This window comes from Achromobacter sp. 01N37, assembly GCF_056399725.1.
On the sequence record NZ_JBFTRX010000004.1, the window covers coordinates 319,054 to 331,911 of the forward strand.

General features: G+C 65.0%; 9 protein-coding genes and 1 tRNA gene. 8 read left to right on the plus strand and 2 right to left on the minus strand.

Going from position 1 to position 12,858, the window contains the following annotated elements; all coding sequences use genetic code 11:
• Positions 1-9: 9 nt before the first annotated feature.
• Positions 10-1,155, plus strand: coding sequence for a T6SS immunity protein Tli4 family protein (locus tag AC1DSJ_RS10400; RefSeq protein ID WP_441371395.1), 1,146 nt, complete (start codon positions 10-12; stop codon positions 1,153-1,155).
• Positions 1,156-1,167: 12 nt separating this feature from the next.
• On the opposite strand, the gene AC1DSJ_RS10405 is transcribed toward AC1DSJ_RS10400, so the two are convergent.
• Both AC1DSJ_RS10405 and AC1DSJ_RS10410 read right to left on the minus strand, forming a co-directional pair.
• The gene (locus AC1DSJ_RS10405) at positions 1,168-1,674 is read right to left on the minus strand and encodes an acyl-CoA thioesterase (RefSeq protein ID WP_054421179.1); all 507 of its coding nucleotides are present in this window, start codon (positions 1,672-1,674) and stop codon (positions 1,168-1,170) included.
• Positions 1,675-1,753: 79 nt separating this feature from the next.
• On the minus strand, positions 1,754-3,331 hold the full coding sequence (locus AC1DSJ_RS10410) for a DUF1254 domain-containing protein (protein WP_441371396.1): 1,578 nt from the start codon (positions 3,329-3,331) through the stop codon (positions 1,754-1,756).
• A 361-nt stretch (positions 3,332-3,692) separates the two neighbouring features.
• Here AC1DSJ_RS10410 and fdnG point away from each other — a divergent pair, with 361 nt between their 5' ends.
• The 7 genes from fdnG to AC1DSJ_RS10445 all read left to right on the plus strand — a co-directional run bounded on the left by fdnG (position 3,693) and on the right by AC1DSJ_RS10445 (position 12,838).
• Positions 3,693-6,761 carry a formate dehydrogenase-N subunit alpha gene (gene fdnG / locus AC1DSJ_RS10415; protein ID WP_156336342.1) on the plus strand — a complete coding sequence of 1,023 codons (3,069 nt, stop codon included), beginning with the start codon at positions 3,693-3,695 and terminating at the stop codon, positions 6,759-6,761.
• A gap of 10 nt (positions 6,762-6,771) precedes the next feature.
• Positions 6,772-7,671: a formate dehydrogenase subunit beta gene (gene fdxH / locus AC1DSJ_RS10420; RefSeq protein ID WP_175170585.1), complete on the plus strand. Its 900-nt coding sequence runs from the start codon at positions 6,772-6,774 to the stop codon at positions 7,669-7,671.
• Positions 7,664-8,296: a formate dehydrogenase subunit gamma gene (locus AC1DSJ_RS10425; protein WP_054421183.1), complete on the plus strand. Its 633-nt coding sequence runs from the start codon at positions 7,664-7,666 to the stop codon at positions 8,294-8,296. Before fdxH ends, AC1DSJ_RS10425 begins: the two co-directional genes overlap by 8 nt.
• A 78-nt stretch (positions 8,297-8,374) precedes the next feature.
• Positions 8,375-9,307, plus strand: coding sequence for a formate dehydrogenase accessory protein FdhE (fdhE, locus tag AC1DSJ_RS10430; protein ID WP_441371397.1), 933 nt, complete (start codon positions 8,375-8,377; stop codon positions 9,305-9,307).
• 1 nt (position 9,308) lies between these two features.
• Positions 9,309-10,739 carry an L-seryl-tRNA(Sec) selenium transferase gene (gene selA, locus AC1DSJ_RS10435; RefSeq protein WP_054421185.1) on the plus strand — a complete coding sequence of 477 codons (1,431 nt, stop codon included), beginning with the start codon at positions 9,309-9,311 and terminating at the stop codon, positions 10,737-10,739.
• Positions 10,736-12,682, plus strand: a complete 1,947-nt coding sequence (gene selB / locus AC1DSJ_RS10440; RefSeq protein WP_441371398.1) for a selenocysteine-specific translation elongation factor — start codon at positions 10,736-10,738, stop codon at positions 12,680-12,682. Before selA ends, selB begins: the two co-directional genes overlap by 4 nt.
• Before the next feature lie 60 nt (positions 12,683-12,742).
• Positions 12,743-12,838: transfer RNA gene (locus tag AC1DSJ_RS10445), tRNA-Sec, on the plus strand.
• Positions 12,839-12,858 lie beyond the last annotated feature (20 nt).

Consider the following 12,858-nt stretch of genomic DNA (forward strand, 5'->3'; position numbering starts at 1 on the left):
AAGCCCGCCATGACCGCGATCACCTTACCTATGCAGACTTGGTCGGTGGGCAGGCTGTTGATCGAACTTCCCGTCAACTGGGGGCCGCCTTCCAGCAGTCGAGCCATCCTGTATTACGGACTGGGCGCTGATCACAAACGCGTCGAAGTCGATCTGCTGGGGCAGGACATCACGCAAGCGCAATTCGACGAGGCCTTGGCGGAACGCGCACAGCGCATCCGCGCCGAGGTCAGTTCAGCAACCGGAAAGTCCATGCTTGCCGCGGCGGACGAGTTGGCGCCGGGCAAGTGGCTGCTTCAATATCAACAGGCGCGACCCCTCGCCGTGCCGCAAACCCATGAGTTGCATCTGCTGGTGAATGGCACGCATGTTTTGCTGGCGGCCGATTCGTTCGATGGAAACTACGCACCAGTGGAGTCGCGGCTCGCCGAGCTGGCCCCGCAGGTGGTTGCGGTTGGCCAAGCAGAAACGGCGGGTCCCGGCGTGTCGTTGGGGCCTGTCATCATCCGCGGCACGCATGACCATGAAATGGGCATTGTGAGCTTCATGGCGCGAGGTTCGAACGTGAAGTTGCAGATCACATTCAGTGCCGTCACGCCCGATCAGTCGCCACGCGTCATCGCCCGCATGGTCCGAAACTTTAAGACGTTTCGCGCGGAAAACCATGACTTGCTGCGCAAGGGGCCAACCACCCTGGCGGGCAACCCGGCCGAAGAATACCTGTTGGGATACGAGGCGGAAGACCATCGCGAGCTGCTGTTTGTGGCCGAAAACTACCGCGACAACGGTTCCTTGGCGAACCCGTCGATCAATTTTCGTTTGACGGCGGGCGGAGCGCTCAGAAAGCATGTCGACCCGGACATGACGCCAGACAAGATGCTGAATTGGTATCTGCCCAACTTCGTGGATAGGCGCGACCCGCCGTTATGGCAACGCAAGGCGCCGCCGCCGCAAGTAGATCCCGTGCTGAGCAATGCGGAAATCGTGGCGATCTGGGATCACGCCATGCGGTCCGTGCGGCCGCGCTACGGGGCCGTGGCGCCGCCTCGGGTTGAGCCAGAACGATCCTATCGGGGGCCCACTCCCGCGCAAGCGGAAGCAGACCGTAAAACTCTGGATGCGTTTATCGCAAGCGAACCTGGCACCGAGAAATAGCCAAAGGATCAATCAGGCTTGCGGCGTGTCGTGCGTGGTTTCACGTTTGATCTGATCGTGGCGGCGCTCCATTTCCTGGCGCAGTTCGCGGCGCAGGCCGGCGGCTTCGAAGCGTTGCCGTTCTTCCAGGTTGCGCGGTTCCAGCGGCGGCACGGCGGTGGGCGCGCCCTTGTCGTCTACCGCCACCATCGTGAAGTAACAGCTGTTGGTGTGGCGCACGAGTTTCTTGCGGATGTCTTCGGTGACGACCTTGATGCCGATTTCCATCGACGTGCGGCCGGTGTAGTTCACCGCCGCCAGGAACGTGACCAGTTCGCCCACATGGATGGGTTCGCGGAACACAACCTGATCCACGGACAGCGTCACCACGTATTGGCCGGCGTACCGGCTCGCACAGGCATAAGCGACCTGGTCCAGATACTTGAGGATGGTGCCGCCGTGTACGTTTCCTGAAAAATTCGCCATGTCCGGCGTCATCAGGATGGTCATCGTCAATTGGTGGCTAAAGGCGTCGTCCATGGCGGGCGCTCATCATTCGTGAATAAAACGCCTATGGTAGCGGCAGGCGCCTGTCATTGCGCCGACATTCGTACGGCGATCAGGGTTTCTTGGGCGTGGCGGTTGACGGTTTGGCGGGGGCGGCAGCGGGCGCGGCGACAGGCGGCGCGGCCTGCACCAGCGGCGCGGTCTCCGCAGGGGCGGGGGCAGGTTCCATGTGGGGGGCGAGTTCGGATTGGGGTTCGGGTTTGGTCTCCCCCTCATCGCGCACCATTCCCGGCGGCATCCACAGCCCGTCCAGCAAGGCCGGACCCGGCTCGTAGACGCGCAGCAGCAGCGTCACGGGGCCCACGGCCGGCACGGGCAGCCAGTTGGCCTGGACTTCAGGCGCGGGCGGCAGCGCGCTGACATGCACGTCCAGCGATCCGTCGGCGTTGTAGGCCAAGGGCGCGCGGTCACCGAGCGCGTAGCGGTTGAGCATATTAGCCACCGGCATGCCCTGGCCGTCGTATACGGCCAGCGACCACAGGGCGCCTGCGGGCGGCAACTGGTCGCTTTCAAAATGCAGCGTGTAGCGGTGCGCGCCGTCGATCGGCGCACCGTGGCTGTCAGCCGCCAGCAGCAACACGCTCAGGTCTTCTGGCAGGCCGGCGCCGGGCTGGGCCTGGGCCGCCAGCGCGCGGCGCAAATAGCCATTGCCATACACGCCGACGCTGCCCGTTTCCTGCTGCCAGCCGTTCAGGTTGCGCAATGATTGGCCGGCGGCGGCGTCCATGCGTTCGCGCGCGGCGCGCAGGCCCCGGCGCATGCCTTGCTTGGCGGGGTGGTCAAGCTTGTCGAAATCGAAGGTGCGGCCGGGGATGATGCCCACCCGGCGCAGCTGCGCCAGCACGGGCTGGTCGGTGGCGTGCGGCGGGTGCTTGCGCATCAGCTCGGCGGCGTAGGTGAAGAAGGCGTCGGTCGGCATGGATTCCACCTGTTCGCGCACGGCAATCTTCAAGTCCAGGTTCGGGTCCGACTTCACGCGTTGCGATTGCGCGGGCAGGTTCCATTGCGACAGCGGCGTCAGCGTGAAGCCGTCTTGCAAGGCGTTGACGGCAGAAAGGTCCGCCTGCCCGTCAGCCTGGATCAGGATCTTTGCCCACACGTGCGCCGTGGGGGCGTCTAGGCGCGCCATGCCCGAGGGCAGGGTGCCCGTCCAGCCGGGCGGCACGATCACGGTGTTGCCCTTGGCCGTGCCGGTGGTGCGCTTGCCCAGCGTGGCGAAGACGTCTGTCCACATGTCCAGCAGGCTTAGCGTGTACAGACGGCCTTGCGTATCGGGCGCCGACAGCACCACGGGGCCGGCAGTCAGGTCCAGCCAGCCCGTGCTGCGCAGCATGTCGGGGTTGGCCCACGGCGCCGCCGTGCCGGGCTGGGGCAGGGTGCGGCCATGCAGAAAGGTGTTGGCGGGGGCGCCCTGAGCCCCTTGCGACGGGTGGGTGAACTGGCGCCGCGTCAGGTCCATGGTGACCAGCGGGTAGAAGTACAGATAGCCTTCCATCGCCGCCTGCTGCGCGGCTTCGGTGGCGGCAGCGGCGGGACTCAGCGCGGGCCGGGCGGGGGCGGCCAGGGCGGCGGGGGCGGTGGTCCATGCCAGGGCGGCAAGAGACAGGGCCAACGGGGCAAAGCGGCGCATCGGCGCTCCAGCGATCAGGCAAAAAGGGGGCAACAGGGGCAAGCAGGGGACAAGCAGGGGACAAGCAGGGACAAACAGGGTGCAAGCAGCGGTGCAAGCAGGCGTGCAAGCGGGGGGCAAGCGGGCCAAGAACCACGCCGCTGCACATTACGACAGCCGGCAATGGTAGCAGCCGGCCGACCGTCCAAAATCTGCGAACAACTCCCATTTCGCCTGTAAATCCGCGCAGAAAAGGGGGATAGACCCATGGCATGCTGGGTCGGCTTCGGAATATACTCATTGAAATATCCTTGGAAGTTGTAGGGCTTCTTCCTTCGGGCAGGCCTCCGGCTTTCTTCATTCACCAGGAGAGGAGTGCTTCATGGTCAACATGAATCGCCGCCAGTTCTTCAAGGTGACAGGTGCAACCCTGGCAGGCTCCAGCCTGGCATTGCTCGGGGTTGCTCCCGGCACAGCCATGGCCGAAGTTCGCCAGTACAAACTTGCGCGCATGACTGAAACGCGCAACACCTGTCCCTACTGTTCGGTCGCCTGCGGTTTGCTGATGTACGGTCTGGGCGACGGCGCCAAGAACGCGCGCGCCAGCATCATGCACATCGAAGGCGACCCCGATCACCCCGTCAATCGCGGCACGCTCTGTCCGAAGGGCGCAGCCCTGATCGACTTCATCCACAGCCCCAACCGTCTCAAGTTCCCGGAATACCGGGCGCCCGGGTCGGACAAATGGGTGCGGATGTCGTGGGACGACGCCCTGACGCGCATCACCAAACTCATGAAAGCCGACCGCGATGCGAACTTCGTCGAGAAGACCGCGGACGGCAAAACCGTTAACCGGTGGCTGACCACCGGCATGCTGGCCGCCTCGGCAAGTAGCAACGAGGTGGGCTACATCACGCACAAAACCGTGCGCAGCATGGGGATGTTGGCATTCGATAACCAAGCCCGTGTCTGACATGGCCCGACGGTGGCAGGTCTTGCCCCGACGTTTGGCCGTGGAGCGATGACGAACCATTGGGTCGACATCAAGAACGCGGACGTAGTACTGATCATGGGTGGCAACGCCGCCGAGGCCCACCCGTGCGGGTTCAAATGGGTCACGGAAGCCAAAGCCCATAACAAGGCGAAGCTGATCGTCGTGGACCCGCGCTTTACGCGCTCGGCTTCCGTGGCGGACTTCTACGCGCCCATACGCACCGGCACCGACATCATCTTCCTGGGTGGCGTCATCAAGTACCTGTTGGATCACGACAAGATCCAGCACGAGTACGTGCGCAACTACACCGACTTTTCCTACATCGTGCGCGAGGACTTCACGTTCGACGCGGGCCTGTACTCTGGCTACAACGCCGAGAAGCGCACGTACGACAAGGCAAGCTGGGACTACGAGCGCGGCGATGACGGCTTCGTCAAGACGGACCCGACGCTGACGCATCCGCGCACCGTCTACCAGCTGATGAAGAAGCACTACTCGCGCTACACCGAAGACATGGTTGAGCGCGTGTGCGGCACGCCCCGCGACAAGTTCCTGAAGGTGTGCGACATGCTGGCCTCTACGGCCACGACGAATCGCGCCGCCACCATCCTGTACGCGCTGGGCTGGACGCAGCATTCCATCGGGTCGCAGATCATCCGCACTGGCGCAATGGTGCAGCTGCTGCTGGGCAATATCGGTATCGCCGGCGGCGGCATGAACGCGCTGCGCGGGCACTCGAACATTCAAGGCCTGACTGACCTGGGCCTGATGTCGAACCTGCTGCCCGGCTACATGACGCTGCCCAACGAGCCCGAGCAGGATTACGCCAAGTACATCGAGACGCGTGCGTTAAAGCCCTTGCGCCCGAATCAGCTGAGCTACTGGCAGAACTACGGCAAGTTCCACGTGAGCCTGATGAAGGCCTGGTGGGGCAAGTCGGCCACTGCCGAGAACAACTGGGCGTTCGACTATCTGCCCAAGCTCGACAAGATGTACGACATGCTGCAAGTCTACGAGCTCATGGTCCAGGGCAAGATGAACGGCTACATCGCGCAGGGTTTCAACCCGCTCGCGGCGGCGCCAAACAAGAGCAAGCTGAACGACGGCTTCGCCAAGCTGAAGTACCTGGTCATCATGGACCCGCTGGTCACCGAGACCTCGGAGTTCTGGCGCAACGCGGGCGAACACAACGATGTGGATTCGTCCAAGATCCAGACCGAAGTCTTCCGCCTGCCCACCACCTGTTTTGCCGAAGAAGATGGCGCGCTGGTGAACTCCGGACGCTGGCTGCAATGGCACTGGAAGGGCGCCGAGCCTCCGGGCGAAGCCAAGAGCGACATCGAAATCATGTCGCTCATCTTCACGCGCCTGCGCAAGATGTACCAGGAGGAAGGCGGCAAGTACCCCGACCCCATCGTCAACCTGTCCTGGCCGTACTCCAACCCGCAGAACCCCACCGCGGAAGAGTTGGCCAAGGAATATTCGGGCAAGGCGCTGGTGGACGTCATGGACCCCAAGGACCCCACCAAACTCGTGCGCAAGGGCGGCGAACAAGTGGCGGGCTTTGCGGAATTGCGCGACGACGGCTCAACGGCCAGCGGCTGTTGGATCTTCGCCGGCGCCTGGGGCCCCGGCGGCAACCTGATGGCGCGCCGCGACAACAGCGACCCGACCGGCATCGGCCAAACCCTGAACTGGGCGTGGGCGTGGCCGGCCAACCGCCGCATCCTGTACAACCGCGCATCGTGCGACGTGTCGGGCAAGCCATTCAACCCGCGCCGCAGCCTGATCTCGTGGAACGGCAAGATCTGGACGGGCGCCGACATCCCCGACTTCAAGGGCGATGAAAACCCCGATGGCGGCATGGGCCCGTTCATCATGAACCCGGAAGGGGTGGCGCGCTTCTTCGCGAAGGCGGGCATGGCCGAAGGGCCGTTCCCCGAGCACTACGAACCCTTCGAGACGCCGCTGGGCTACAACCCGCTGTATCCGAAGGCCAAGGGTGTCACCAGCAATCCGGCCGCGCGCGTCTTCAAGGACGACCTGGCCGCGATGGGCACGGTGGACAAGTTCCCCTATGTGGCCACCACGTACCGTCTGACGGAGCACTTCCACTACTGGACCAAGAACGTCCGCATCAACGCGATTCTCCAGCCGGAGCAATTCGTTGAAATCGGCGACGCGCTGGCCAAGGAACTGGGCATCGCCAACGGGTCACGTGTGAAGGTCTCGTCCAACCGCGGCTACATCAAGGCCGTGGCGCTGGTCACCAAGCGCCTGCGCGCGCTGACCATCGAGGGCAAGACCGTGCACCATGTGGGCATACCCATCCACTGGGGTTTCGTGGGCCTGGCCAAACCCGGCTTCCTGACCAACACGTTGACGCCGGTCGTGGGCGACGGCAATTCCCAAACACCGGAATTCAAGTCGTTCCTGGTCAAGGTCGAGAAGGCTTAGGAGAACCGACATGTCCCTGCAATCCCTAGACATCAAGCGGCGCTCCGCCACCACGACCCCGCCGCCGGGCATCCGTGAACCCATCACGGGCTCGGTGGCCAAGCTGATCGACGTCTCCAAATGCATCGGGTGCAAGGCTTGCCAAAGCGCCTGTATGGAATGGAACGATCTGCGCGACGAGATCGGCACCAACGTGGGCGTCTACGACAACCCGGCCGACCTGACCGAGCATTCCTGGACCGTCATGCGTTTCTCGGAATACGAGAACCCCGCAGGCGACCTGGAATGGCTGATCCGCAAAGACGGCTGCATGCACTGCGAGGACCCGGGCTGTTTGAAAGCCTGCCCCTCGCCGGGCGCCATCATCCAATACACCAATGGCATCGTGGACTTCCACGAAGAAAACTGTATTGGCTGCGGCTACTGCATCACCGGCTGCCCGTTCAACGTGCCGCGCATTTCCAAGAAAGACCACAAGGCGTACAAGTGCACCCTGTGTTCCGACCGCGTGGCCGTCGGCCAGGAGCCGGCGTGCGTCAAGGCCTGTCCCACCGGCGCCATCGTGTTCGGCACCAAGGAAGACATGAAGCAGCATGCCGAAGAACGGATCGTGGACTTGAAGTCCCGCGGTTTCGATCAGGCTGGCCTGTATGACCCGCAAGGCGTGGGCGGCACCCACGTCATGTATGTGCTGCATCACGCCGACCAGCCCGGGCTGTATCACGGGCTGCCCAAAGACCCGCATATCAGCCCCATGGTGTCGTTGTGGAAGGGGCTGGCCAAACCGCTGGGCGTGGCCATGATGGCCCTGACCGCCTTGGCGGGCTTCTTCCACTACGCCCGCGTGGGCCGCAACGAGGTCTCGGAAGAAGACGAACGCCGTGCCGAAGAGGAGGTGCGCCATGAGTGAAGACCACCGTCACCGCCGGATCAAGCGCTATACACCGGGCGAGCGCACCAACCACTGGATCATTGCCCTCACGTTCATCTTGTTGGCGTTGTCCGGGCTGGCGCTGTTCCACCCGTCGATGTACTGGTTGTCCAACCTGTTTGGCGGCGGCCCCTGGACGCGCATCCTGCACCCCTTCATCGGGGTGGTGATGTTCGCCTGCTTCGTCGTGTTCGCCGGCCACATGTGGCGGCACAATCTGATGACGAAGGCCGACCGCCAGTGGTTGAAGCAACTGAACGACGTGGTCGAGAACCGCGAAGAAAAGCTGCCCGAAGTCGGCAAGTACAACGCCGGCCAGAAGCTGCTGTTCTACGTGCTGGTGCTGTGCATGCTGGGGCTGTTTGCCAGCGGCATCGTGATCTGGCGCGAGTTCTTCGCGTTCTACTTCCCCATCTGGGTGGTGCGGGTGGCGTCCGTCGTGCATGCCGTGACGGCGCTGGTGCTGATCTGCTCGATCATCGTGCACATCTACGCGGCCATCTGGGTCAAGGGATCGCTCACCGCGATGCTGCGCGGTTATGTCACCGCTGGCTGGGCGTGGAAACACCACCGCGCCTGGTTCCGCGAACAGATCCGAAAGTAGCGCCAGTTTTATCCTGACCGCACGGCTGCTATCCTTCTTCGAAGGCTGGCAGCCGTGTTTGTTTTCTTGGAGACGCAATTGCAGCGAATTCTTCCGCGCGGCGAGATCGAAGCGCTAGACCACAATGTCATCCCCCGCGTCAGCCTGCCCGACCGCGCGTCGGTGTTTGCGACGCGTGCCGCGCGCTTGCGGCAATTGGCGGCCGACAGCCCCGTGGCTGACTATCTTTTGCTGATGGCGCAATTGGTTGACGCCCAGCAGCGCGCGCTGAAAGACTGTGCGGCGCCGGGTGCATCGGAAGATCGCCTTGCCCTGGCGCAGGCGCACGGCATGCCGCCGTTGCAAGCCGTGGGCTGGCCGCGCGACCCGATGTGGCGGGGCATCCTGGCGCAATTGGTGGACGACGTTGCGCGCGGCCAGAACGTGCCCGCCGAAGCCGTTGACGTCTGCCGTGCGCTGCGCCGCGCGGTGGACGAAGACCCCGAATCGCTCGAAGACCTGGCCGAAGCCGTGCTGTCCGAACAGGACCAGGGCGTGGACGGCGCCGCCGCCCCGTTTGTGATGGCGGCCTTGCAGGTCTACTGGACGGACCTGGCCAGCCGCTTTGACGACAAGCAATTGCCCGTGGTCAGCCCGTTTGGCGTCTGCCCCGTGTGCGCCAGCCTGCCGGTGGCCAGCGTGGTGCGCGTCGGCGGCCAGTACGAGGGCTACCGCTACCTGTGTTGCAGCCTGTGCGCCACGCAATGGCACATGGTGCGTGTGAAATGCTCGCATTGCGAAGACGTGGAATCGGTGGCGTATCAATCCATCGACGGCCGCTCGCCCGCCATCAAGGCGGAAACCTGCGACCACTGCCACACCTATCGCAAGATCTTCTACCAAGACAAAGACCTGTACGTAGAGCCGGTGGCCGATGACCTGGCCAGCCTGATGCTGGACGTGCTGGTGGGCGAGGCGGGCTATTCACGCGCAAGCGGCAACCCCCTGCTGTGGCACGGCAACGAGGAATAGCATGGCCCAGCACCCGTCAGAAGGCAGTGTGGCCGCCGTTTCCGATATTCCCCCGCTAGACCGCTTGCTGAATGCCGACGCGTTGCGCACGGCGCTGGACACGCATGGCCGCACTCAAGTGGTTGCGGCGTTGCGGCGCGATCTGGATGCCTTGCGCCAACGGGCGCTGGCGGGCGGCTTGATGCGCCAGGAACTCGATGCGCCGGTTGTTGCGGCCCGGGTGTCGGCGGCATTGGATAAAGCGGCCCAGCCGCGTCTGCGCGCCGTCTACAACCTGACCGGCACGGTGTTGCACACCAACCTGGGCCGCGCGCTGCTGCCCGATGAAGCGGTGGCGTCCGTATTGCGCGCGCTGACCACGCCCGCCAACCTGGAGTTCGACCTGGACACCGGCGGCCGGGGCGACCGCGACGATCTCATCGACGAGCTGCTGTGCGAACTGACGGGCGCGGAAGCGGCCACCGTCGTCAACAACAATGCGGCCGCCGTGCTGCTGATGCTGAACGCGCTGGCCGACAAACGGGAAGTGGTTGTGTCACGCGGCGAGCTCGTCGAAATCGGCGGCGCGTTTCGTATCCCCGACATCATGAAGCGCGCGGGCGCCAAGCTGGTTGAAGTGGGCACCACCAACCGCACGCACGCCACCGATTACGACACCGCCATCGGCCCGCGCACCGCGATGCTGATGAAGGTGCATTGCAGCAACTACGCGGTCACCGGCTTCACCAAGAGCGTGAGCGTGGCCGAGGTAGCGGCGCTGGCGCACGCCAAGGGCTTGCCGGCCACGGTGGACCTGGGCAGCGGCACGCTGGTGGACCTGACCCAATTCGGCCTGCCCAAGGAAGACACCGTGCGCGAGACCATCGAGGCTGGTGCCGACCTGGTTACCTTCAGCGGCGACAAGCTGCTGGGCGGCCCGCAAGCGGGACTGCTGGTGGGCCGCGCCGACCTGATCCGCAAGATCAAGAAGAACCCGCTCAAGCGCGCGCTACGCGTCAGCAAGCTGACGCTGGCCGCGCTGGAGCCCGTACTGGGCCTGTACCGCGCACCGGAATTCCTGTCGCAACGCCTGACCACGCTGCGCCTGCTGACGCGGCCGCAACGCCAGATTCAACCGCAAGCCGAAGCCCTGCGCGCCACGCTGGCGCATGCCGTGGGGCCGAACTACGCGGTTGAAGCCGTGCCGATGTTCAGCCAGATCGGCAGCGGCGCGTTACCGGTAGACCAGTTGCCCAGCTACGGCCTGGCCGTGCGCTATACGGGCAGCGGCCGCCCCGGACGCCATCTGGACAAGCTGGAAGCGCAGCTGCGCCGCTTGCCCACACCGGTTATCGGCCGCATTGCCGACGACGCGCTGTGGCTGGATTTGCGCTGCCTGGAAGCGCGCGACGAAGCCGCGTTTGCCGCGCAATTGGCGGAGCCGTTGGCATGATCATCGGCACCGCGGGGCATATCGACCACGGCAAGACCACCTTGGTACGCGCGCTGACGGGCGTGGACACCGACCGCCTGAAGGAAGAGAAGGCGCGCGGTATTTCCATTGAACTCGGCTACGCCTACACGCCGCTGGCCAATGGCGACGTGCTGGGCTTCATTGACGTGCCCGGCCATGAAAAGCTGGTGCACACGATGGCGGCGGGCGCCAGCGGTATCGACTTCGGCTTGCTGGTAATCGCGGCGGACGACGGCGTGATGCCGCAGACGCGCGAGCATCTGGCCATTCTGTCGTTGCTGGGCGTGGCGCAAGGCGCCGTCGCCCTGACCAAAGCCGACCGCGCCGACGCCGCGCAACAAGCTGCCGTGCACGCGCAGATTGCCGAGCTGACGGCAGGCACGTTTCTGGATGGTGCGCCGGTGTTCGCCGTGTGCGCGTCACAACCCAGCGACGCCGCTACGGCCGAACTCAACACCTATTTGCACGCGCAAGCCGAAGCGTTGCGTCAGCGCGATGCGGCGGGCCTGTTCCGGCTGGCCGTGGACCGCGTGTTCACGCTGGCGGGCCACGGCACGGTGGTGACCGGCACGGCGCACGCGGGGCAGGTGCGCGCGGGCGACGACGCAGCCGATCTGCGCCTGATGCCCGCTGGCACACGTGTGCGGGTGCGCAGCATCCATGCGCAGAATCAGCCCAGTGAAACCGGCGTGGCAGGTCAGCGTTGCGCCTTGAATCTGGCCGGCATCGACAAGCAGGCCATCGCACGCGGCGACTGGATTGCGGATGCGCGCTGCTTTCTGCCGTCGCGCCATGTTGATGTGGCGTTGACCCTGCTGCCGTCCGCCGATGCGCCCGTGCGCGCCTGGGCGCCGCTGCATGTGCACATCGGCGCGGCGCGCCATGTGGCGCACGTGGTGCCGCTTAGCGCCGAAACCTTGGCGCCCGGGCAGTCAGGCTGGGTGCAGCTGGTGTTCGACGAACCCGTCTGCGCCATGCCGGGCGACCGCTACATCGTGCGCAATGCGCAGGCCACGCGCACCGTCGGCGGCGGCCGGGTGCTGGACCCGAACGCGCCCGACCGCAAGCGCCGCGCCGCCTCGCGCCTGCAAGGCTTGCAGGCGCTGTCCGACATGCTGGATGGCGGCGGCCTGGCGCCGGTGCTGGAGCATGCACCGTTGGGTCTGGACGAAGCCACATTGCAACGCCTGACCGGCAAGCCGGTACGCGACATCGAAGCGCCGCACGGCGCTTTGTGGCTCGAGACGCGCAATGCCCAAGCCCCGCGCACCTTGATCTTGTCTGCCCATTGGGACGCGCTGCGCGCGCGCGTGGAACAAGCGTTGGCGGCCTTCCACCACAGCGCGCCGGATGAACCCGGCCCCGATGGCGCGCGCTTGCGCCGGATGGCGATGCCGGTGGGGCCCGACGCGTTGTGGACGGCGGTGCTGGATGCGCTGCAACGCGATGGCCGCATTGTGCGCAACGGGCCGTGGCTGCATCTGCCGGCGCACACATCCACGTTGGCAGATGCCGAAATCGCCCTGGCGGCGCGGCTGTTGCCGCTGCTGGAGGCCGGTGCGTTTGATCCCCCTTGGGTGCGGGATCTGGCGCGATCACTGGAAGCGTCCGAAGAGCAGGTGCGGCAATTGCTGCGCAAGCTGCTGCGGCGCGGCGAGGTGGCGCAGGTGGTCAAGGACCTGTTCTATCACCGCAATCAGGTGCGTGTGTTGGCGGGGTTGGCAGCGGATCTGGCCGCGCAGCCGGGCGGTTTGAACGCAGCCGTGTTCCGTGACGCCACGGGGCTGGGCCGCAAGCGCGCCATCCAGATTCTGGAATTCTTTGATCGCGTGGGCTACACGCGGCGGGTGCGGGACACGCATGTGCTGCGCGCCGAAAGCGCGTATGCCGTTGCGCAAGGGGTGCAGCAAGAGCGTCCGTAATACGGACGGCAAGAGCGGCTGCAAAAATCGCAGCAGCCGGTATCATAGGCGGTCCGCTGCGGAAGGCATTCGTGCCCGGCGGCACGGCTGGGCTTCAAACCCAGTTGGGGGCGTCAGACGCTCCCAGGTAGGTTCGACTCCTGCTGCCTTCCGCCACGTTGTTTCAGGTGCGCAAT